The organism is Acinetobacter sp. WCHAc060042 (assembly GCF_003231195.1).
GTDB lineage: Bacteria > Pseudomonadota > Gammaproteobacteria > Pseudomonadales > Moraxellaceae > Acinetobacter.
Window position 1 is genome coordinate 15662 of record NZ_QKVN01000025.1, and the last position, 23615, is coordinate 39276.

Here is a 23615-nt window from a genome sequence, read left to right on the forward strand (position 1 = left end):
TTGTGACTCCTTGCTTCTAACAATTATGTTAGGGGCTGTATAATCCGTAAGGAGCTGACAATGCGTCACTACGAAATCGTACTTCTGGTACACCCAGATCAAAGCGATCAAGTTGTGGGTATGGTAGAACGTTACCTAACTCACATCAAAGAAGCTGAAGGTCAAATCCACCGTCTTGAAGACTGGGGCCGTCGTCAATTGGCTTACCCAATCAACAAGATCCACAAAGCTCACTACATTCTTATGAATGTTGAGTGTGGTCAAACTACTCTTGATGAGTTGGAAGAATTGTTCCGTTACAACGATGCAATTATTCGTAGCTTAATCATCCGTCGTGAAAACGCTATCACTGAAGAGTCACTATTGGCTAAGAGTGCTGAAGAAAAACGTGCGCGTAAAGCTCAACGTGAAGAAGCACAACAAGCTCAAGACTCTGCTGAAGCATAAGGAGAACATCAATGGCACGTTTTTACCGTCGTCGCAAGTTCTGCCGCTTTACAGCTGAGAACGTTACGTACATCGACTACAAAGATATCGACACTTTAAAACAGTACATCACTGAAAACGGCAAGATTGTTCCTAGCCGTATTACAGGTACTAAAGCTCGTTACCAACGTCAATTAGCGCTTGCTATTAAACAAGCTCGCTACTTGTCTTTGATCCCTTACACTGACAATCATAAGTGAGGTTGAGCTGTGGATATTATCTTATTACAACGCATTAAAAACCTTGGTAAATTAGGCGATAAAGTTTCAGTTAAAGCTGGTTACGGCCGTAACTACCTTATCCCTCAAGGTCAAGCAGTTGCAGCTACTGAAGCTAACACTGCTGCTTTTGAAGCTCGTCGTGCTGAACTTGAGAAACAAGAAGCTGAAATTTTAGCTGCTGCTCAAGCACGTGCTGACCAATTGAACGAAGTTAACATCGTGATCACTGCTAAAGCTGGTGACGAAGGTAAACTATTCGGTTCTATCGGTACTCGTGACATCGCTGACGCGTTAACAAATGCTGGTCTTACAGTTGACCGTGCAGAAGTTCGTTTACCGAACGGTGCACTTCGTCACACTGGCGAATTCAACATCGCAATCCAATTGCACCATGATGTTGTTGCTGAAGTTCTCGTTACTATCGTATCTGAGTAATTTCTTGCAAAAAAAAGAGCATGCCTTGGCATGCTCTTTTTTTATCTCTATCAAAAAGCCATTTTTTACACAGTCCTATTTAGGCTTCCAAAATCCATTTTTAACATGATGGTTTTTATCCATAACACAGTTTTTCAATTCAACACACAGCACGCACATTTTTTGGTAAAGTGCATATTGCTGATCAACTGAAAGTTTTAAAAAAAATTTCAGTGAAATTGACTTTTGTTTCAACATTTACTGCATTAAAAATCAGGGCGTTATATGTCACAGGCGACTGCCACTGCTCAAAAGAGCTCATCGAAACAAGGCAATAAACCGAATGAGTCAGGGCAACTGAAAGAATTCCGCACGCCTCCGCACAATTTAGCATTAGAGCAAGCTGTTCTTGCCGCGCTAATGACGGTTGCTGAGTCCTTTGAACAAGTCGGCGATGTACTTACTGAAAATGACTTCTATGCAACACGCCACAAGTATATTTTCCGTGCAATTGCACAACTTTCTAAAGACAGCTCCCCCTATGACGCTGTTTTAGTGCATGATTGGCTCACCACACAAAACCTACTCGATGCTGTAGGCGGTGAAGAATATCTAATGCAACTGATGGCAGACTCCCCTTCCAGTTTCTATAACATGGAAACTTATGCCACCAAGATTAAAGAGTTTTCAACTTTACGCAGCATGATTAAAGTCAGCTCTGAGATTCTACAAAATGCCTATGACACCAAAGGTCGTAGTGTCAGTGAAATTTTAGATTTGGCAGAAACCAATATTTTCTCATTGGCTGAACAACACAATAACAATGCGAAGGCACAAGGCCCGAAAGCTATCAACACCGTTGTAGCAGATGTTTTTGATAAGTTAAATGAACTGTCTCAGATGGAAGGTAGCATCACTGGTTTAACCACAGGTTTTGTTGAACTAGACAATAAAACATCAGGTATGCAAGCAGGAGACTTGATCATTGTCGCAGCACGTCCCTCAATGGGTAAAACCACCTTTGCAATGAATTTAGTGGAAAGTGTGCTATTTAATAATGACTTACCTGCTCTGGTTTATTCCATGGAAATGCCAGCAGATTCGATTGCTATGCGTTTGATTTCTTCTTATGGGAAAGTGCATCAAGGGCATTTGCGTGCGGGCAAACTTGATGGGGATGAATGGTCTAAAGTTACGGGCACTATTTTGCAACTGCAAGAAAAAAAGCTCTATATTGATGACTCCTCTGCACTTCCCCCAACAGAAGTTCGTGCGCGTGCACGCCGTATTGCGAAACAGCACGATGGTAAATTGGGCTGTATCATGGTCGACTATTTACAGTTGATGAAAGTGCCTGGCATGGGTGATAACCGCGTAGGCGAGATTTCGGAAATTTCACGAAGCTTAAAAGCTCTAGCCAAAGAAATGATGTGCCCTGTGATCGCACTATCTCAGCTTAACCGTTCTCTTGAGAACCGTCCCAACAAGCGCCCCGTAATGTCGGATTTACGTGAATCTGGTGCGATCGAGCAGGATGCCGACTTAATCATGTTCATTTACCGTGACGAAGTCTATAACAAAGAGTCCAAAGAAGCAGGCACAGCGGAAATCATTATTGGTAAACAGCGTAACGGACCTATTGGTACCGTGCGACTTGCCTTTGAAGGCCAATATACCCGCTTTAGTAATCTATCCCCTGAGTTTTATGCTCAGTACGATGATGAAGAATAGTTAATGCTTCATCATCGCCTTTCCATGACCCTGTAGGAGTAATGAGGGTGCGTCAAGCAACAGTTTATATTGACAGTACAGCACTGCAATATAATTTAAACCGTGTCAAACAACTTGCCCCAAACGCGAAAATCGTCAGCATGGTCAAAGCCAATGCTTATGGACACGGAGTCAAAGACTGTTTAGCAGCCTTAAGTGAAACAGACGCCTTTGGTGTCGCCTGTTTAGAAGAAGCACTGGAAATTCGTGCACTCGGTTTTGAGCAACCGATTACCCTGATTGAAGGGGTTTTCACGGCCGATGAAATGTCGAGTGTCATCGAACAAAAGCTTGAATGCGTAATTCACCATTCACAACAAGTCGATTGGTTACTCGCGCATAAAACTGCATATATCGAAAACAAGCTTAAAGTGTGGGTCAAACTCAACAGCGGTATGAACCGTTTAGGTTTTAAAGTTGCTGAAATTATAGATGTAATCAACACACTGAAAGCCGAAGGCTTTACATGTGTACTGGCTATGCACTTTGCGAATGCTGATAGCGAGCAGCACCCACTGAATGACCAACAGCGAGAACAATTCCTACAGGTTAAAAATGCCTGTGCTCCGATCCTCGCATCTTGTTGTAATTCGGCTGCTATTTTTAAATGGCCAGAACTTAATTTTGATTTTGTCCGTCCGGGCATCATGCTTTATGGCGCATCGCCTTTTGCCGATAAAAATGCACATGACTTGGACTTAAAACCTGTTATGACTTTCACAGCAGAAATCATTGCGTTGAATACCATTCAAGCAGGTGAAGCAGTTGGTTATGGTTCACATTTTGTCGCAAACAACAAAACTGAGCTGGCTATTGTGTCTATTGGTTATGGTGATGGCTACCCACGTGCATTTCCAAAGCAAAACTATGTTGCCATTAAAGGACAAACTGTCCCAGTGGTTGGACGTGTGGCAATGGACATGATTGCCATTGACGTGACTGGACTCAATGCTCAATTAGGCGCAAAAGTTGAACTTTGGGGCAATACCCGTTTAGTCGATGAAGTCGCTGAAGCCAATGGAACCATTGGTTATGAGTTGCTTTGCCGTTTAAGTAACCGCCCTACCCGCAAGCAAATCTAACAAAAAAGCCCAAGTTTTAACTTGGGCTTTTTTCAGTGCGAACCATCATCAGCCTGAGCATCATCAAGATCTTGCAACAACTAAACAATTTACCGTTGGTGCATGGTCTGTGGGTCAAATTTAGTAAAACTCATCTCATACATTTTGTGATGTACACGCTTCAGGTGTTAGGCATACTTCATGCCTCAAGCCTGAAAATGTCTTGCCTGTATGGGTTTTACCTCAAAGACCTTGATATCTTTATGTCTGGGGTGCTTTTAATAATTTTGACATTAATCATCATAAAACAACGTCATCACCTACTAAGTATTAAAAAATAATGCTGATCTACATCGTAAAGAACAACCAAAACATCCAACAACGCATTAAAATTGCGCGCTTGCTTTAAAATATCTCAAACATCTTAAAACAGTTGTACATGACTTGAAGTTGAAATACTTGCATAGAAAATTTGCCGCATAAACTTCTACAAGTTTCTATTTTTAATACCGAGGACTATTATTCTAAATAGTCATCTGTAGGTTTTGCCAGTTCTTGCAACCCTTTTCTTAAAGTGTCTGACCATTGCTTACTGATACTTGAAAAGTACGGATCCTCTTCGTAAATCCTTTTACCTACAGGAACATGCAGACTATCTTTTTTATATACCAATGCATCTAAGGGTAATCCAACAGAGACGTTAGAGCGTAAGGTCGAATCAAACGAAATGAGACTACATCGTACGGCCTCATCTAAAGGCATGTCATAACGTAGCGCGCGGTCTAAAATTGGTTTGCCATACTTACTTTCACCAATTTGAAAATAAGGGGTATCTTTCGTTGCACAAATAAAGTTACCTTGTGGGTAAATATTATAAAGTTGCATTTCTGCACCTTTAATTTGCCCGCCGACCAATAAACTACAGTAATAATTACTTTGTTCCTGCGTGTCTGAGGTCACATCTGCCAAGACCTTTTTTAAGGTATGCCCAACCAGCTCTGCAGCCTCAAACATAGTGTTGACACTATATAAATTGGGTTCTTGGCTTAACTCCAAATGATTTTTTAGATGTCCTATCACAGCTTGGGTTGTGGCTAAGTTTCCAGAGGTCTGAATGGCAATAAATCGTTCACCCTCAATCCCAAAGGTATACAGCTTTCTAAACACTGATATATGGTCTACGCCCGCATTGGTACGTGTATCACTAATAAAAACCAAACCATCTTGAAGACGAAGAGCACAACAATAGGTCATAGAACATCCTTTTCAGCTAAACCTTAACAACTTAAAACTTGTACAATGGAATGCATAGATTCCACTCCACCTTTTTCACGTACACCGCGAACGGGTGCAACATCCCAGTAATCACGTCCAATAGCTACATAAATATGCGACTGCGGTCTAAATAATTGATTACTGGTGTCAAAACAATACCATACATCATCAATATACACCTCTGCCCATGCGTGACTGGCGAGGTGCGAAGTTTCAGGTACATGTAAATAACCCGAAATATAACGTACTGGCAAGCCTAAATGCTTACACATCGCAATAAAAACATGACTATGGTCCTGACATACGCCTTGCTGACCATTAAATGCATCAATTGCAGATGTATGTACCGACGTTTCTGCAGCTACATAAGGAATATGCCCCAAAATTGCATTGGATAGTTGCATTAAATTTTCACGATTAACTGTCGGCACATACTGATGTGCAAAAGCCTTCATTTCAGCATTACATTGAGTATTCGGCGTAGGCTGTAAAAATAAATTTGGGTTAAGATGATCTTGAATACCATGTTCAGCCTGCGTGTTAATCTCAACAATACCTTGCGCCATAATAGTCAATTGTTGATAAGCTTCACGCTGTGAACTCGTGATCCAAATATTTTGAAAGGCATCTCGTTTCTCTTCACGTACTCCTGGCACACTCACATGCCAGTGGCAAACTTCCTGATGTGAATTATCCGATGGTGTCATTTTAATATATTGGATGCTATTGCATGCAGCTTCACTGTATTGATAATGCGTCTGATGGTTGATCATAAGTCTCATACATCTACCTCAAACAATTGTTGGATATAATCACTAAAATGATAAAAACTCATTGCATCTGGCTGTGCTTTAAGTTGTGTCCACGCTTGAGCGAGAGCAATCCACCCCATTCCTTTTAACACATCAACAATATTATCAATCTCAACCAATGTACGGTGCTTCTCTTGCTTCAGACGAATTTGCCTATCAAGCTGTTCAATCATTTGTCCTAAACTAAAAAATAAGAATACATCACTTGCTTCTGCTTCGAGCACATCCTGACATTCACCAACAACATCACAAATATAAGCTGCATTTTCTGTAGCATTTTTTATAAATTGATTTAGTTCCGCATAGGCTTTTGCCGATAAAATACCACGCAGGTCTTGCACATTGGATTTAGCATTTTGAAATTGTTGATTAAATGATGCAGGATTGCTTTGGTCTAAAATCAGTTCATTCAACGAACAAGCATCAAAAGCAGGTAGGCAAAACGCATGTGCATAGTCCATTGCAGGTTGATCTTGTGTAAACGGAAACTGTGAACACAAATATTGAGTACGAGTTAAATAGCGTCCTAACCAAAAAATATTTTCTGCATTGGTGCTTAATAAAATCATTCTTATACCCTCATATTTAGTTATTTATGAATGTAAATTTTCTACAACCCAAGTATCTTTAATTCCTCCTCCTTGGGATGAGTTGACCACCAGTGAACCTTCTTTCATCGCAACACGGGTTAGTCCACCAGGGACGATTTCGGTACGATATGGGGAACTAAGTACAAAAGGTCTTAGATCAATATGGCGCTCTGAAACACCCAATTCAGTCATCGTTGGGCTAACGGAAAGCTCTAATGTAGGCTGAGCAATATATAAATGTGGCGTAGCCATGAGCTTGTCTCTGAACTGCTCAATTTGGCTTTTGCATGCTTGCGGTCCAATCAGCATACCATAGCCACCTGAGCCTTGTGCCTCTTTAACCACTAATTGCTCAAGGTTATCCAGTACATAAGCCAGATCTTGCTTGTTACGGCATTGATATGTTGGAACATTTTTTAAAATAGGTTTTTCACCTAAATAGAATTGGATCATTTTATCGACATAAGGATAAATCGCCTTATCATCTGCGACTCCTGTGCCAGGCGCATTTGCAATCACCACGTTATGGCTGAGATAAGCCGACATTAATCCAGCTACACCTAAAGTACTGTCTGGCATAAAACATAAAGGATCAAGATAAGCATCATCCAAACGGCGGTAAATGACATCAACACGCTGACGTCCACGAATCGTTTTCACATAGACTTTATCATGCTCAACAAAAAGATCACGTGATGTCACTAAAGGCACATCCATTTCACGAGCTAAAAAGGCATGTTCATAATAAGCACTGTTAAAACGTCCCGGTGTTAACACCACAATAAAGGGCTGATCGACATAGGCATTTTCAGCCAAAATTTCTTTGAGTAATTGTGGATATTGTTCTATGCCTAAAATATTGCTTTTTTGCATTAAATCAGGCATTAATTTTTCACTAATTTTGCGACTCTCTAGCATATAAGAGACGCCTGACGGTGTTCTTAAATTATCTTCAAGTACATAAAACTCACCCTGACCATCACGTATAATATCTATACCACTGATTTGACTGTAAATTTTACCTTTTAAGCTATGTTCATACATATGTGGCTGATACGCTTCATGTGTTAGCACTTGAAGTTCTGGAATAATCTTAGCTTTGAGAATCTCTTGTTGATGATAAATATCGTGTAAAAATAAATTTAAAGCCCTTACACGCTGTGCGGAACCCGATGAAATTTTATTCCATTGCTGTTTCGCAATTACTCGCGGAATCAAATCGTAAGGAATAGTGCGTTCAATGCCCTCAGATTCTCCATAAACAGTAAAAGTAATACCTTCATATAAAAAATGTTGCTTTGCGACTTGGTTTAATCCTTCAAGTTCTTTTAAGTTGTACTGTGACAACCATTGCTCAATCCGTACACAGGCATCGCCTGACATCGCGTTATCGTCCGTCATTTCGTTAAAGAAATTTGACGTCATTTGATGGAATAATCCAACAGATTGGCTCGATAAGCGATCTTGAGAGTCGATCGGGTTCAATACAGGTTGGTCTAGGTTGTAGCCTTCCAACATCGTATTCACATTTGTATCTTTATCTTCTTTAAACATACAAACCTCTCAATTATTATCGGTATGTAATACTTATGAAGCAATAACTATGCCATAGGTATGGTGATTGCTTTCTTTCATTAATTGATAAAAAGCCAAACACTTCAATTCTATTTCGCATTAAGTTGTGTCAAAAAATATAACTGAAAAAATTAAAGCAAAGCTTGCTTAAACGAGTGAGTTTTTTTATTGTGTTCTCATTCAAGTAAGTAATTTCGACTTCTATATTTTATTCCATTATGTCTGCACAAGAAAAAGAAACGTCCAATAGCCTCTACCGTCAGTGGCAAATTTTATCCCGCCTTTCTACTGGAAAATGGATGGGGACACGCGAGTTGCAAGAGATTTTGCAACGCGAAGGCATCGACATTACTTTACGTACCATTCAACGTGATTTAAATCAAATTTCGCAACGTTTTCCTATTGAAAATAATGGTACGGTTCCTCAAGGTTGGCGCTGGCGCTCCGATGCACCTATTCAGAGTTTACCGCACATGACCAGTTCGCAGGCGGTCACTTTTATGATGGTTGAGGAACACTTAAAACATCTGCTGCCACCAAGTTTAATTGAAGAAATGAATCCTTGGTTTGACTTGGCTCGCCGAAGTCTATCCACACAAAACAATGTGCGTCAATGGATTAACCGTGTACGCATCGTGCCTGCAACTCAACCTTTGATTCCTCCGATTGTTGAAAAATCAGCACAACAAGCCATCTATGAAGGACTACTACAAGACAAACAACTTGAGTGTGTATATCAAGGCTTAAATCAAGCTATTGAAGCAAAAACTTATACATTAAACCCACTGGCATTGGTCCAAAAAGGTGCAATTATTTATCTGATTTGTACCCGTCACGATAAAACGGATATCCAAACTTTCGCGCTGCACCGTTTCAAGTCAGCCACAGTTTTGAACTCTCGTGCTTTACATCCTGTTAATTTCGATATTGATGAATATATCGAATCAGGTGCTTTGGGTTTCCGTGTTGACTTCTCTAAACCCACAGAGAATGTTGCACTCACTCTGACCATGACTGAAATTGATGCGTTGTATTTGGAAGAAACCAAACTCAGCACCAATCAAGTATTAGAACCGCTTGGAAATGGACATATTTTGGTTCATGCTACAGTACCTTTCACCTCGCAACTGGTGTGGTGGTTACGTAGCTTTGGCAATAAAATTAGCCATATTGAACCCAAAGAAGTGCGTGATGCTGTGAATCAAACAGTTACAGATTAAAATAAAAAAAGCCCCAATCTCAGGGGCTTTACAGTTTTTTTGGCATTAGATATTTGAATTGCTTGTGGTTGTCATTTTCATTGCTCATCTTGATTTGATACCTCCCCTAAACCAAGACGAGTGCGCTGTTTTTGGTGATTCATACAAACTGGCATTGGCATGCAAGTTCTCCACTGTTAAAACGGATACATTTCATCGTCATGTTATTGACCTCATATTAAGAACGTAAAATCAATTTAAGATACAGCGACGATTTTGTGAAATAACATAATTGGCAATTTTTATCTATTTTTCTATTAAACAACTCTTAAGCTTAGTTTATCTGTCAAAACAAAAAGCAGACAATCTCGTCTGCTTCTTAAATACCCATTTACACCAAAAAGTTACTTATGCTTTCGTTTTATAACGAGACAAGACTGTCACAGCTGCCGCTGAAATCATTACTGCTGGTAGGCTTGCGACTAAAATTCCTGTAGCTCCAAGGCCAAGTGCTAAAATTTTTCCCGTTAACAATGGTCCAGTCATTGCACCCAGGCGGCCTAGAGAAATAGCACTTCCCACCCCTGTAACCTTGCCCGCACCAGAGTAAAAGATAGGTGAAATACCATATAAAATCGACTGTCCACCCGTTGAAAATATTCCACCCATTACACCAGCAAAAACCAATAGCGGAATTGATGTGGTTGTGAACAACAAAACAAGTGCTACAGCAAGCCCGACATAAATAATGCTGGCCATTTGCCAAAGTTTCAAACGATCTAACAAATAGCCCAAACCCAAAGTACCGACTACAGCCCCGACTTGAAAAATCAGCATAATACTGAAGGCTTGTTGCTTCGTTAAACCTTGTTCCATCAATAAATTCGGTAACCAACTAATTAAAATATAGTTGATCATAAGGGTAAAAAAGAAACCTAACCATAAAGGCACTGTTCGTTGATATTGCTGTGCTTTAAACAGAACATCTGCCATTTTTGGAACAGCTTGATTAAATTCAGTTTCGATCTGTACAGTTCTAGGCTTATCTTTCAAAATCATCGCCATAAACGGCAACAAAAGTAGTGGAGTCAATCCACCGACTAAGAACAAAGTTTGCCACTGAATGTCTTTAAAATAAATCGCTAAGCCTGCAACAAAAATTGCTCCTACAGGCAAACCACAGTACATCAAGCTATTGAGCTTACCGCGGTTGGCTTCCGTAGCTTCATCTCCAACCACCGAAATCATGGTTGGCATAGCTGCCCCTAAACCGAGTCCAGTCAGGAAACGAGCAAGATATAGAACTTCAAGATTCGGTGCGATGGCTGTAATTGCAAAAAATACCCCAAAAATACCAATAGACAACATCAAAACTTTCTTTTGTCCCAAGTAGTCTGCAATGCGTCCACCAAAAAAAGCTCCAAACAACATACCAAACACACCAAGGCTAAACACATAACCCATTTGCACTTGATCTAAAGCAAAGCTTTGCGCAATTCCCTTTGCCGCAATTCCTGGGGCTTGCAGGTCAAAACCTTCAAAAAAAGCGACCCAAAAGCATAAAAAAACCACCAGAAATTTTTGTAATTTTTCACGTTGTGTTAACGCCATGATTGATCTCCATCCATAGTAAACATCCTTATGGCAAAACACGCATAAGCACGTGACTAAATTGTCAGCTCAAACATAATCAATAAACACCACGACAATGGTCGGGATTCACTCTCTACAATGTCTAAATAGCTTCATTATTTAGACCTAAATCATAATAAACCTATAGTTTAAAGATATTTCACATACAAATAGTTTATTAAATACATATATTTAGATTTATAAAAGCTATTAACGATACAACCATAGCAAATAGCAATCGTCGCAAAAAATTTACTTTTTATTTCTTCCAAAATTGCCACCTGCTACGTTTCGGTCGCTTTTCTTCAATACGTACCAATCCCTTGAGTGCTTCATTATTGATGCTGTCATACATTTTTAAATGCTCAGGATTCAGCTGCTCTCCGATATATTCGGGCGTATACGCTGTACAAGGTTTTCGTAATGAGCGCTTATACCATTTTTCTGCAATGTCTAAATCTGCATTAAAATAGAGCCCTTTTTCATACATATATCCAATCTTTCATTCTGCATACAGGTCTTTCTGATCCGCCGCTTTCTGAATCCAATACGCCGCTTCCTCTAAATCTTTTTCGGTATAGAAACCATTTAAATACCAATAACCCACTTGATACTGTGTGGAAGCTTCACCTTTTTGGGCATTTAGTAAAAACAGTTTGAAGAATAATTGTTTGGCTTCATCTAAATGTAAAAAGGAATCAATTTTTCGGATCTGATCATTAATCTGATCAATTGAGTAATCCCTTGCGTTTTTAAGAAAATATTGTGCCTGCTGCAATGGGTTGTCTTCTGTAAAGGGCGCGATTAATTGCATTGCTTCTACCCGCATCTCATCTGTCCCACTAATCCGGGCATCCAGTACCACATTTAAATGTTTTCGGGCAGATGCTAAATCGCGCTCAACCCCTCGTCCCTCTAAATACATACGGCCTAAACTTAAATCTGCCACTATGACCTGACCTGCTACTTGTTGATATAGTTCAATTGCCATATCTAAATCCAGCGGTACATCTAAACCATACTCATACTTATCTGCTAAATTATTGATCGCGACTAGATTCCCCAAATCGACAGATTTTGGTTTTAGCAAGCTCCCAAACTTTCATAATGGCTCAATCAAATTGATAAAACTCACCACTTTGATTGAGCCAGATAACCACATCACCCGCGCGAATCTCTTCTCCGCTTTTATACTGTAATGACATAATTCACCTTATTTTTTATTGTATATTTCCCCTGCGCAGTTTTTACCCAAAAAAAAGCCCGCATAAAGCGGACTTTTTCAATAACTTTCAAAGATTAAGCAGATTTTTTCGCTTGTGCATTTTTACGGATCGTAATCATGATCAATTGCACTGCTGCAGGTGTTACCCCTGGAATACGATTTGCTTGAGCTAATGTTTCAGGACGTACATCTTTCAATTTTAAAGTAATTTCACGGGATAAGCCTGAAACGACATCATAATTAAAATCGGCAGGAATTTTAGTTTCTTCCAAACGCTTCATTTGTGCAACGTCTTCATGCTGACGGTTAATATAACCTGCGTATTTCACCGCGATTTCAATTTGATCACCCACTTGTGCAGACACTTCTGAACCTGTGAGTTCTGCAATTTGAGCAAACGAAATATTCGGGCGTTTTAACAAATCAATCGCTGAGCATTCTTTCGATAAATCTGCACCTGTCATTTCGACAAACTTTTTGCCCATCGGGTTGTTTGGTGCCGCCCAAAGGTGTTGTAAACGGCCTGTTTCCAATTCAACTGCTTCCATTTTTTCACAGTAAGCAACCCAACGCTCGTCATCTACCAAGCCCATTTCACGACCCACTGGCGTTAAACGTTGATCCGCATTGTCTTCACGTAGCATCAAACGATATTCGGCACGTGAAGTAAACATACGGTATGGTTCTTTCGTACCTAGCGTAATCAAGTCATCCACCAACACACCCATATAGGCTTCATCACGTTTTGGTGTCCACTGCTCTTGATCCCACGCACGACGCGCAGCATTTAAGCCTGCAAGCAAGCCTTGCGCACCCGCTTCTTCATAACCTGTCGTACCATTAATCTGACCCGCAAAGTACAAGTTATTGATGGCTTTGGTTTCTAAAGTAAACTTTAACGCTTGTGGGTTGAAGTAATCGTACTCGATGGCATAGCCCGGACGTAAAATGTGCGCATTTTCCATCCCGCGAATTGAACGAACCAACTCAAACTGCACATCAAATGGCAATGAAGTTGAAATACCATTTGGATAAAGCTCATGTGTATCTAGGCCTTCAGGCTCTAAGAATACTTGGTGCGAGTCTTTATCAGCAAAGCGGTGAATTTTGTCTTCAATAGATGGACAGTAACGTGGACCCACGCCTTCAATAACACCAGTATACATCGGTGAACGATCTAAACCGCCACGGATGATGTCATGGGTTTTTTCATTGGTGTGTGTGATATAACAATTCACTTGTTCAGGGTGCATAGATGCATCACCCATGAAAGACATGGTCGGTGATGGGAAATCACCTGGCTGCGGAATCATCACAGAAAAATCAACTGAACGCGCATCAATACGTGGTGGCGTACCTGTCTTTAAACGTCCCACAGGCAAATTCAATTCACGTAAACGGTGAGCCAATGAAATTGAAGGTGGATCGCCTGCACGGCCACCGCTTGATTTTTCAAGCCCTACGTGGATTACCCCCCCCAAGAAGGTTCCTGCTGTGAGTACCACTGTTTTCGCATCAAAGCGAATCCCCATTTGGGTCACAACACCTTTTACGGTATCACCATCAACAATCAGGTCATCTGCCGCTTGTTGGAAAATATCGAGATTAGCTTGGTTTTCTAAGGTGTCACGAATTGCAGCTTTATAGCGAATACGGTCTGCCTGTGCACGCGTTGCACGAACGGCTGCACCTTTACGTGAGTTTAGGATGCGGAACTGAATCCCCCCTTTGTCGGCAGCCAATGCCATTGCACCGCCCAAGGCATCAATCTCACGTACTAAATGCGATTTACCAATACCACCAATCGCTGGATTACAGCTCATCTGCCCTAAAGTCTCAATATTGTGAGTTAAGAGTAAAGTCTGTCGCCCCATACGTGCCGCAGCCAATGCTGCTTCTGTACCTGCGTGACCGCCGCCGATAACAATGACATCGTAAACTTTAGGATAATGCATAGTGGTAAGGAGATTAAAAAAATGATAACGAAAGATTATAGCAAATTTTCAATTGTAAGTTGACTGCTTCCGTAGAATTTATTGTATATGCCATCAACGTATTAGACCGTTCAAAGCTAATTTTATGTAAGTTGACTTGCAGTACAATAGCAAAAAATCAACAAATGAATCGTTTTGTTACCTGAAAAGCCTTGTATTAATTTGATCATTTTTTATTCTATAAATTGATCATACAACAACCAAAGGTAAACATTATGAATAAGAAGATTCTTTTTTCATCCATTCTCTGCGGTTTATTATTTTCACCTTTTGTATCTGCCAATGACAAGGTCGAAAAAGTTTATGATAGCCAACGCTATCAACAAGTATGTAAAGGTAAATCTCAAGGAACAGCCGTCAGTTTTGCTTACCGTGGCATTATTTGGAATGGTACTTGTGAACCTCAATTTTTCCCGAGCTCAAAAAACGCCAACATTCATGGTGATGAGGCTGAATTAACCAGCATCTGCCACGGTGATCCTAAAGCAATGTCTATTAATATTGAAGGTAAAGAGATTAAAGGTAAATGTGCACTCGGATTTAGCGCACCAAAACCTAAAATGTAGATTAAGCCACTAAAATCAAGTTGTTTCACTAGGGTAAAAAATCGTCTTTTTTACCCTTTTTTTGCGTCTTGTAAATTATTGGATTCGGTATACACTCAAGCAAAGATGAAAAATAAAAACCAATAAAAAAGGGATTCCATGGATTCGGAATTATTTAATGTTTTTTTGCCTTTGACCTTGGCATTGATGATGATGGGATTGGGTTTACACCTACGACCCGTTGATTTTTATCGCCTCGCACAATACCCCAAAGTGATTTTTATTGCCTTATTTTCACAGTTAGTGCTACTGGTGGGCATTGCATTCCTCATTTGTAATTTTTTAAATTTATCTCCTATTTTTTCTATTGGCTTAATGCTTGTTGCAGCGTCACCCGGTGGGCCAACATCAACTATCATGACCTATTTATTTAAAGGAGATATTGCACTCAATATCACCTTAACTGCGGCAAACTCAGTCATCGCAACATTTACCTTGCCGTTTATTCTTAATCTCTCCATGATATATTTTTTGCAAACAGCTCAACCCATTGATATACCTGCAACAAAAATCGCAAAAGTCTTTTTCCTGACTTTAGTTCCAGTCAGTACTGGGATGTGTTTACGTTATTTTCTTCCAAAATTTGCCATACGACTGCACCACCCTATGCGAATATTATCGCTTAGCTGCTTATTTTTTATTTTTTTCATTGCTTTATATCTAGAACGACACAATCTGATTCAATATATTTTTGAAGTTGGACCAGCAATTGCGTTATTTTGTTTCAGTAGCATGTTCATTGGTTTTTTTATACCTCACATTGCCAATATTACAGAAAAACAAGCATTAACCTGCTCATTTGAGATCACCATTCATAATACAGCGCTTGCGATTACTGTTGCACTATCAGTATTGGGTAATACAGCCATGGCAATTCCTGCGGGAATTTATTCTATTTTCATGTTTGTTTTTGCCACCCTCTTTGGCTTATTGGTATCACAAAAAAAAGACCGTTTATTTTTCAAAAGGCAAAACTTAATAGACTAATTTCACAGCCGTTATTAATAATGATTTTAAGGAGAAAATAAGCGAATGGATTCTAGTATTATTACCATTTTTTTACCTATTGCACTTGCTATTGTTATGGCAGGTTTAGGTTTAGAGTTAACCCCAAATGACTTTAAGCGAGTTAGCAAACATCCTAAGGCTGTTCTTTTGGCATTGTTCTGTCAGCTCGTCATTTTGACCAGTATCGCGTTTGTCATTTGTAAAGTTTTGACATTACCACCATTACTCGCAGTTGGACTCATGCTACTCGCAGCTTCTCCAGGTGGACCAACAGCAAACTTATTTAGCTATTTATATAAAGGAGACATTGCTCTCAATATCACCCTCACCGCAGTTAACTCAATTATTGCTGCATTCACCTTACCTTTAATTGTCAACTTTGCAATTCAACATTTTATGAATGATGGTCAACATGTGGGCTTACAGTTCTCTAAAGTCATACAAGTCTTTCTTATCATTATTATCCCCGTGTGCTTAGGGATGCTGGTTCGGTATTTCAGACCTGAACTCGCCGATAAACTAAATAAACCCGTTCGAATATTTGCTGTAGTATTTTTAATCATCATCATTATTGGCGCGGTGGCTAAAGAGCGAAGCAATATCATGCAATATATTGGTGATGTAGGCCTAGCTACTGTTCTGTTCTGCATCTGTAGTTTAGTTATCGGTTATTTTGTTCCTCGTCTTTTTGGTATCAGTAGTACTCAAGCACGTGCTTGTGCCTTTGAAATTGGTATTCATAACAGTACTCTTGCCATGACGATTGCACTGACGGTAATGGCGAGTACGACCATTGCAATGCCCGCAGCTGTTTATTCTATATTTATGTATATCTTTGCTGCTATCTTTGGAACATTGCTCAACCGTTATGCTCCTTCCGTTCAACCCAGTATAGAACAAGCCCCAAATTAATGTTGTGCATAAGGATGCTTCGGCATCCTTTTTTATTTTGAGGAATGCTGTCGAACTGCGCACCGTTCCGCTACAATATTTATTTATACATAAATATTAGGTTATTCCTGTGAAGTGGTTACAAATTCATATTACGGTTGATCAAGCGCAAGTCGATTTTACTGAAACCCTTTTAGAATCGTTGGGTGCAGTCAGTGTCACATTAGATGATGCAGAAAACCAAGACTTACTTGAACCACTTCCTGGTGAAACACCACTTTGGAATAAAGTTATTGTAACGGGTATATATGCGCAAGAAGACGACGAAGAAATTGATGTAAACGCATTAGAAACTTTTATTCGTACTCAAATGCCTGATGCACCGATGCGTAGCGAATTTCTTGAAGATCAAGAATGGGAACGCACATGGATGGATGCCTACGAACCAATTCAAATTGCTGACAAGTACTGGATCGTTCCTGAATGGATGGACGCACCAGAGCCTGATGCAGTCAACATTAAACTCGATCCAGGTTTAGCGTTTGGTACAGGTAACCATGCCTCTACATTCCTTTGCCTTCAATGGCTAGGTAAAACCGATGTTAAAGACAAAATCGTGATCGACTACGGCTGTGGTTCAGGTATTTTGGGTGTTGCCGCTTTATTGTTAGGTGCAAAGAAAGTCTACGCAACCGATATTGATCCGCAAGCTGTTTTAGCTACGGAACAAAATGCACTATTGAATGGTGTTTCTGAAAACCTATATGTCGGCTTACCAGATGAGTTCAATTTAGAGCTAGCTGACCAAAAAGCAGATGTTTTTGTTGCCAACATTTTAGCAGGGCCTCTCATGATGTTAGCGCCACAGTTCGCAACTTTAATTAAATCTGAGGGAGAGTTCGCACTTGCAGGTGTAATTGAAGAGCAAGTTTCTGATGTTTCTAGTGTTTATTCTGAATTTTTTGATATATTAGAGGTCGAAAAACGCGATGAAAACTGGTGCCGAATTTCGGGTAAACGCCACACCCTTTAAATGAACCACTAAAACACTATGAGCGACAAACAAACATCTTGCCCAAAATGCTTAACTATCTATAAAGTAAGTGTTGCACAACTGACCGTTGCACAAGGTATGGTTTGTTGCCCAAAGTGCTCAATGACCTTTAATGCCCTTTCACATTTGACGATGGGTCATGCGGTTAATGAGAATGAGGAAAAAGCGTCGAATTTGAATAACTATTTAGAGCCTTCAAATCCAGCGCTTTCATCCACTCATATCGACAGTATCCATTTTGATCTATCACAATCTGCTGCTCTTTCGATGACCACAGCGAACTTGCTCGATATTTTCAATTTGAAAATTGAACATTCCAACATTGATCTCAAAACCTATTTAAATAATTTAAATTACTTTAGTACCGATCCAATTGGTAACTATCCTGCGATGAACTTAGCTGAGCATAGTCCAGCTAAACCGCCAAAACGTCCCATGTATTATGTGCTTTGGGGAATGATCAATTTTGGTTTATTGGCACTATTGTGCTTTCAATATTTATGGTTTAACCCACATATCATTAATAACAGCCCAGCATTGGGTGCAACATATAACAAAGTTTGTCTTGTACTGAATTGTAGTAGCCTTCAGGAACGCTACAGTCTCATCAGTATTAATAAGTTAAAAGTTAAAAGTACAGGCTCACAGGAAACCCAGTTTTCAGGGGAGCTCATCAACTACCATGAAACGAGCTTACCTTTGCCGATCATCAAAGTGATCTTAAAAGAAGATGGTGAAATAGATTCAACTTATCAATTGCATTCCAATGACTATTTGATCGACAGTCTAGTTGGAATTAAGCGGATTCCTAAAAATAGTCCATTCAAATTCAAATTTACCCTGCCAGTAAGCCGTAAAAGCTTCAATCATTACAGTTTAGAAATAGTCCAGCCCTAAAATTTAAAAAAAATGTAAAAAAAGTGAAAAAAAATGCAGTTTTCTTGCTCACTTTTTCTTAGACAATGGTATGATACGCGCCACGAAAGCTTAGTGCTGCAATCTCCTCAGTCTTTTAATACAAATAGAACATCAGCTAAAATACGCGTTATCCAAATATCGCGTATCGAGCAGATTTTTTTTGTTTAAAAAAGGTCAGTAACAAATATTTAACTATTGTTACGCTTATATTTCGACCAACTTAGCGATATTGTGGCATGCTAAATGTACAGTTTTAGAACTACTCGTTTTAGGATCTAAAACGAAGTTCATTTTAATTTTAGACCACTTTATATATGTCACTTTACCCAAGTGATATTTAGATTTTTCGGATTAATTCGCATGAATAGCAAATCTCCTATTTTTACTGCACAGTCTGATGTCGCTCTTCGTATTCACGTAGATCGCGCAGTTCGCCACTATTTTGCACAATTGCAAGGCGAGCAACCATCTCAGGTCTACGACATGGTGCTAGCAGAAATGGAGAAACCTCTTCTATCTGTAGTTTTAGAATATACCCGCGGTAACCAAACACGTGCTGCGGAGATTCTAGGTCTTAACCGTGGCACTTTGCGTAAAAAGTTGAAAGCTCACGGTTTAATGAGTGAATAAATGATAAAATGCTTGCGGCTTCCGCGGGCATTTTTTTTACCTGCTATTTTTGGCTTTTTTTGTTTTAATTCTTGATAACTGTGACGAAGATCATGACCATTAAACGCGCTTTAATCTCTGTTTCCGATAAAACTGGCATTGTTGAGTTCGCTCAAAACCTTGTAGCTCTTGGGGTAGAAATTTTATCTACTGGCGGTACATATAAGTTGTTAAAAGACAACAATATCGCTGTAGTCGAAGTTTCAGAGCATACGGGTTTCCCAGAAATGATGGATGGTCGTGTAAAAACGCTACACCCGAAAATTCATGGTGGTATCTTAGCTCGTCGCGGTCTAGACGAAGCTGTGATGGCTGAACACAACATTGATGCGATTGATCTTGTGGTTGTGAACCTTTATCCATTTGCTGCAACTGTAGCTAAACCAAATTGCTCACTTGCAGATGCGATTGAAAATATCGACATTGGTGGCCCAACTATGGTTCGCGCTGCGGCAAAAAACCATGCATCTGTGGGGATTGTAGTTAATGCTACAGACTACGACACTGTTGTTGCTGAGCTAAAAGCAAATGGTGCTTTGTCTTATGAAACTCGTTTTGATTTAGCCGTTAAGGCATTTGAGCATACAGCACAATATGACGGCATGATTGCTTCTTACCTAGGCGCTCGTGTAGGCAAGGAAGAAGGTCAAGCAGACAAGTTTGCTCGTACTTTTAATACACAGTTAAATAAAGCTCAAGACTTGCGTTATGGTGAAAACCCGCATCAGTCAGCAGCATTCTATGTAGAAAGCACAGCAACTGAAGCTTCTGTTTCAACAGCGAAACAACTGCAAGGTAAAGAACTTTCTTATAACAACATTGCAGATACAGATGCCGCACTTGAATGTGTGAAATCATTTGCAAAACCTGCTTGTGTTATTGTTAAACACGCAAACCCTTGTGGCGTTGCGGTGTCTTTAGATGGTATTCAAGCAGCATACGACTTGGCTTATGCAACTGACCCTGAATCAGCTTTTGGCGGCATCATTGCATTCAACCGTGAATTAGACGTTGCAACTGCACAAGCCATTGTAGATCGTCAGTTTGTTGAAGTTATCATTGCACCGAGCATCGCTGAAGGCGTGCTTGAAGTCACTGGTGCAAAGAAAAATGTTCGTGTACTCGTTTGTGGTGAATTACCAGCAATTGACGCACGCCAAGCTCAACTTGACTATAAACGCGTCAATGGCGGCTTATTGGTTCAAGACCAAGACTTAGGTATGATCACCAAAGATGACCTAAAAGTTGTGACCAAACGCGCACCAACTGAAGATGAAATTGATGATTTGATCTTCGCTTGGAAAGTTGCGAAATACGTGAAATCAAATGCCATTGTTTATGCTAAAGGTCGTCAAACCATTGGTGTAGGCGCAGGTCAAATGAGCCGTGTTAACTCAGCGCGTATTGCTGCGATTAAAGCGGAACATGCCGGTTTAGTGGTTGAAGGTGCGGTTATGGCATCGGATGCATTCTTCCCGTTCCGTGATGGTATTGATAATGCAGCGAAAGCAGGCATTAAATGTATTATCCAACCGGGCGGTTCTATGCGTGACGAAGAAACCATTGCTGCTGCGGATGAAGCAGGCATTGCGATGGTCTTTACTGGTATGCGTCACTTCCGTCATTAATTGATTAGAAGTCATATTTATTAATCCCCCTAAATCCCCCTTTGTAAAAAGGGGGACTTTTCACGTAAGAAACCTTAGTTTTCATGCGTGATCCCTTCCCTTTTTTAAAGGGAGGTCGGGAGGGATTCTTTTCTTTGAGGGATTTTTAGATGAACATTTTAGTTTTGGGTAATGGCGGTCGTGAACATGCATTGGCATGGAAAATCGCACAAGATGAGAAAGTTGCAAAAGTATTTGTAGCTCCTGGTAATGCAGGTACAGCGACAGAAAATAAATGTGAAAATGTTGCGCTTAACATTTTAGACAACCCTGCAATTATCGACTTTGCAAAAAATAATGCGGTAGATTTGATTATTGTTGGCCCAGAAGCACCGCTTGTAAATGGTGTAGTGGATGCCTGCCGCGCGGCAGAGCTTAAAATTTGGGGACCCACTCAATTTGCTGCTCAATTAGAAGGCTCGAAAGCTTTTGCTAAGCACTTCTTAAAGCGCCACAACATTCCTACAGCATTCTATGATGTATTTACTGAAGTCGATGCAGCGAAAGCTTTTGTTGAAAAAAATGGTGCGCCTATCGTAATCAAGGCAGATGGTCTTGCTGCGGGTAAAGGCGTGATTGTAGCCATGACCAATCAAGAAGCTTTTGATGCAATTGATGACATGTTGGCAGGCAACAAATTTGGTGATGCAGGTTCACGTGTCGTAATCGAGCAATTCCTTGCAGGTGAAGAAGCCTCTTTCATTTGTATGATTGATGGCGACAACATTTTACCAATGGCAACGTCGCAAGATCATAAACGCATTTTTGAAGGTGACCAAGGTCCAAACACAGGCGGTATGGGAGCTTACTCTCCTGCTCCTGTGGTGACTGCCGATGTCTTTGACAAAGTCATGAAGGAAGTGATGCGTCCGACAGTTGATGGTATGAAAGCCGATGGTCATGTCTATACAGGCTTTTTATACGCAGGCTTGATGATTGATGATGCGGGTCAACCACGTGTGATCGAATTCAACTGCCGTTTTGGTGACCCTGAAACTCAACCGATTATGATGCGTTTACAATCATCTTTGGTTGAATTAGTAGAAGCAGGTATTGCAGGAAAGCTTCCAGAAGAAGCACAGTGGGATGACCGTAAAACGGTCGGTATCGTACTGGCATCTAAAGGCTACCCTGAAACATCAAGCAATGATGATGTGATTTCAGGTTTAGATATACAAATGACCGATGCTAAAGTGTTCCATGCTGGCACGAAGGCCAATGAAAATGGCGAGATCGTGACTGCTGGTGGTCGTGTACTCTGCGTAACTGCGCTAGGGAATACAATCGGTGAAGCACAAGCCAAAGCTTTAGAACTTTGCCAAAAAGTAACTTTTGAGGGTGTTCAATATCGTAAAGATATTGGTTACCGCGCGATTGCTCGTGAAAATGCTTAATTTCAACTGAGTCAGTTAAGTTAAAAACCCGCATAATAATGCGGGTTTTTTATTGATCTTGATTTCTCAGCTTTTTCAACTGGCGCGGTGCCACACCAAACCAATTTTTACAAGCACGACTTAAAGCAGATTGTTCAGAAAAACCCAATACTGAAGCAATTTGGCTCATTGATGCTTTTGAGTCGGCTAAATATTGCAGTAATAATTGCTGTCTAAGTTTATCTCGGATCTGTTCGAAACTTGTGCCCTCTTCATCTAATTTACGTTGTAAGCTTCGCGGGTGCATCGCAAGCATACATGCAATATCCGTTTTATTGGCTTTAGGTCCAGACAAATGAATACGTATCGCATGTTGTACGCGATCACTCAATGAACCCTGATGACTGCGAAAGCTCCGCTCAAGATAACTATCCACAATTTCACGTAGACCATGATCAATACTAGCCAAAGTAATATTCAACATATCTTTATGTAAAAATAAGGCTGCATGTTGTTGGTTTTCAAGCACATCTGTATGAAAAAAACGCTTATACGTACTTAAAGGCGCGATTGGACTATGTGGTAATGTCACCTTCAGTGGCTGATATTGTTCACCACTTAAATAGCGCATAACACGATGACATACGGCAAGCCCAAGATCCATAGACTGGCGTTTACTCAAAATAGGAGTCGAATCATTTAGCTGTATATCAAAAACGATTGCAACAATATCCGCATGTGGCTCAAATAAATCGGCGGCAATGGCTTCATTAATATATAGCCGCAATGCCGAACCATGAAGAAACAATAAATCTGAACTGTACTTAATCACTTCTCGCAGTGTAGAAGCACTCTGTAAAATTAGCCCGAGCACACCTAAAATACCAATGTCTTGATACTGGGAAATACGTAAGCCGAAATCAGGACAATGGGGCTGCTGTGCACTATCCTCTAAAAGTTGAATCATTGCAGCGTGTGATATCCACGCATTATCATCTTGTAATTGCCCAAGTTGAATACCATATTTTTCCAATAACGGCATTGGGTCTATTCCCAATTGTTGCATAAGATCCAAGTATCCCCGTAAACCGGAACTATGCACCATGTCATCATGGATATTTTTATGGCGTAAAACCGCGAGCGAATCTTCCTGATTCATTCCAACAATTCCTGTCT

General features: G+C 40.2%; 23 protein-coding genes. 14 read left to right on the top strand and 9 right to left on the bottom strand.

All coding sequences use genetic code 11. The annotated features are described in order from the left end of the window. Positions 1-60: 60 nt before the first annotated feature. The 5 genes from rpsF to alr all read left to right on the top strand — a co-directional run bounded on the left by rpsF (position 61) and on the right by alr (position 3973). On the top strand, positions 61-447 hold the full coding sequence (gene rpsF / locus DPG01_RS11850) for a 30S ribosomal protein S6 (protein WP_004696436.1): 387 nt from the start codon (positions 61-63) through the stop codon (positions 445-447). Between the two features lie 11 nt (positions 448-458). Further along, on the top strand, positions 459-686 hold the full coding sequence (gene rpsR, locus DPG01_RS11855; protein WP_004278792.1) for a 30S ribosomal protein S18: 228 nt from the start codon (positions 459-461) through the stop codon (positions 684-686). A gap of 9 nt (positions 687-695) precedes the next feature. Then, the gene (gene rplI, locus DPG01_RS11860) at positions 696-1142 is read left to right on the top strand and encodes a 50S ribosomal protein L9 (protein ID WP_086207736.1); all 447 of its coding nucleotides are present in this window, start codon (positions 696-698) and stop codon (positions 1140-1142) included. Positions 1143-1406: 264 nt separating this feature from the next. Further along, the gene (gene dnaB, locus DPG01_RS11865) at positions 1407-2852 is read left to right on the top strand and encodes a replicative DNA helicase (protein ID WP_110975235.1); all 1446 of its coding nucleotides are present in this window, start codon (positions 1407-1409) and stop codon (positions 2850-2852) included. 47 nt (positions 2853-2899) lie between these two features. Continuing rightward, positions 2900-3973 carry an alanine racemase gene (alr, locus tag DPG01_RS11870; protein WP_110975236.1) on the top strand — a complete coding sequence of 358 codons (1074 nt, stop codon included), beginning with the start codon at positions 2900-2902 and terminating at the stop codon, positions 3971-3973. Between the two features lie 498 nt (positions 3974-4471). Here the strand turns inward: alr and DPG01_RS11880 are convergent, their stop codons facing one another. From DPG01_RS11880 to DPG01_RS11895, 4 genes are read right to left on the bottom strand one after another with little or no spacing between them, the layout of a single operon-like run. Beyond that, positions 4472-5206 carry a proteasome-type protease gene (locus DPG01_RS11880; protein ID WP_086207739.1) on the bottom strand — a complete coding sequence of 245 codons (735 nt, stop codon included), beginning with the start codon at positions 5204-5206 and terminating at the stop codon, positions 4472-4474. A 23-nt stretch (positions 5207-5229) separates the two neighbouring features. After that, a complete protein-coding gene (locus DPG01_RS11885) occupies positions 5230-6009 on the bottom strand; it encodes a transglutaminase family protein (protein WP_110975237.1) in 780 nt (259 codons plus the stop codon). Further along, on the bottom strand, positions 6006-6608 hold the full coding sequence (locus tag DPG01_RS11890) for an alpha-E domain-containing protein (protein WP_086207741.1): 603 nt from the start codon (positions 6606-6608) through the stop codon (positions 6006-6008). The genes DPG01_RS11885 and DPG01_RS11890 overlap by 4 nt, the downstream gene beginning before the upstream one ends. Before the next feature lie 24 nt (positions 6609-6632). After that, positions 6633-8183 carry a circularly permuted type 2 ATP-grasp protein gene (locus tag DPG01_RS11895; RefSeq protein ID WP_086207742.1) on the bottom strand — a complete coding sequence of 517 codons (1551 nt, stop codon included), beginning with the start codon at positions 8181-8183 and terminating at the stop codon, positions 6633-6635. 239 nt (positions 8184-8422) lie between these two features. Here DPG01_RS11895 and DPG01_RS11900 point away from each other — a divergent pair, with 239 nt between their 5' ends. Beyond that, a complete protein-coding gene (locus tag DPG01_RS11900) occupies positions 8423-9424 on the top strand; it encodes a helix-turn-helix transcriptional regulator (protein WP_086207743.1) in 1002 nt (333 codons plus the stop codon). Positions 9425-9811: 387 nt separating this feature from the next. Here DPG01_RS11900 and mhpT read toward each other — a convergent pair whose 3' ends face one another. From mhpT to mnmG, 4 genes are all read right to left on the bottom strand, one after another. Further along, positions 9812-11014 (bottom strand): 3-(3-hydroxy-phenyl)propionate transporter MhpT, encoded by a 1203-nt coding sequence (gene mhpT, locus DPG01_RS11905; protein ID WP_110975238.1) that lies wholly within the window; start codon positions 11012-11014, stop codon positions 9812-9814. Positions 11015-11294: 280 nt separating this feature from the next. After that, positions 11295-11525, bottom strand: a complete 231-nt coding sequence (locus DPG01_RS18925; protein ID WP_228157001.1) for a hypothetical protein — start codon at positions 11523-11525, stop codon at positions 11295-11297. Positions 11526-11537: 12 nt separating this feature from the next. Next, positions 11538-12125 (bottom strand): tetratricopeptide repeat protein, encoded by a 588-nt coding sequence (locus DPG01_RS11910; protein WP_228157002.1) that lies wholly within the window; start codon positions 12123-12125, stop codon positions 11538-11540. Positions 12126-12334: 209 nt separating this feature from the next. After that, positions 12335-14215 carry a tRNA uridine-5-carboxymethylaminomethyl(34) synthesis enzyme MnmG gene (mnmG, locus tag DPG01_RS11915; protein WP_110975239.1) on the bottom strand — a complete coding sequence of 627 codons (1881 nt, stop codon included), beginning with the start codon at positions 14213-14215 and terminating at the stop codon, positions 12335-12337. A 254-nt stretch (positions 14216-14469) separates the two neighbouring features. Here mnmG and DPG01_RS11920 point away from each other — a divergent pair, with 254 nt between their 5' ends. The 8 genes from DPG01_RS11920 to purD all read left to right on the top strand — a co-directional run bounded on the left by DPG01_RS11920 (position 14470) and on the right by purD (position 22460). Continuing rightward, positions 14470-14820 (top strand): hypothetical protein, encoded by a 351-nt coding sequence (locus tag DPG01_RS11920; RefSeq protein ID WP_086207746.1) that lies wholly within the window; start codon positions 14470-14472, stop codon positions 14818-14820. A gap of 138 nt (positions 14821-14958) precedes the next feature. Continuing rightward, positions 14959-15846: a bile acid:sodium symporter family protein gene (locus DPG01_RS11925; protein ID WP_110975240.1), complete on the top strand. Its 888-nt coding sequence runs from the start codon at positions 14959-14961 to the stop codon at positions 15844-15846. Between the two features lie 45 nt (positions 15847-15891). After that, complete coding sequence (locus DPG01_RS11930; RefSeq protein ID WP_086207748.1) at positions 15892-16779, top strand: bile acid:sodium symporter family protein; 888 nt, start codon at positions 15892-15894, stop codon at positions 16777-16779. A gap of 109 nt (positions 16780-16888) precedes the next feature. Next, positions 16889-17791: a 50S ribosomal protein L11 methyltransferase gene (gene prmA / locus DPG01_RS11935; RefSeq protein ID WP_086207749.1), complete on the top strand. Its 903-nt coding sequence runs from the start codon at positions 16889-16891 to the stop codon at positions 17789-17791. Positions 17792-17809: 18 nt separating this feature from the next. Then, positions 17810-18709, top strand: coding sequence for a DUF3426 domain-containing protein (locus tag DPG01_RS11940; protein WP_110975241.1), 900 nt, complete (start codon positions 17810-17812; stop codon positions 18707-18709). Positions 18710-19090: 381 nt separating this feature from the next. After that, positions 19091-19360, top strand: a complete 270-nt coding sequence (gene fis, locus DPG01_RS11945; RefSeq protein ID WP_001086304.1) for a DNA-binding transcriptional regulator Fis — start codon at positions 19091-19093, stop codon at positions 19358-19360. A 92-nt stretch (positions 19361-19452) separates the two neighbouring features. Beyond that, complete coding sequence (gene purH / locus DPG01_RS11950; protein WP_110975242.1) at positions 19453-21027, top strand: bifunctional phosphoribosylaminoimidazolecarboxamide formyltransferase/IMP cyclohydrolase; 1575 nt, start codon at positions 19453-19455, stop codon at positions 21025-21027. Between the two features lie 149 nt (positions 21028-21176). After that, complete coding sequence (gene purD, locus DPG01_RS11955) at positions 21177-22460, top strand: phosphoribosylamine--glycine ligase (protein WP_110975243.1); 1284 nt, start codon at positions 21177-21179, stop codon at positions 22458-22460. 49 nt (positions 22461-22509) lie between these two features. Here the strand turns inward: purD and DPG01_RS11960 are convergent, their stop codons facing one another. After that, a complete protein-coding gene (locus DPG01_RS11960) occupies positions 22510-23598 on the bottom strand; it encodes an AraC family transcriptional regulator (RefSeq protein ID WP_110975244.1) in 1089 nt (362 codons plus the stop codon). Positions 23599-23615: the final 17 nt, after the last annotated feature.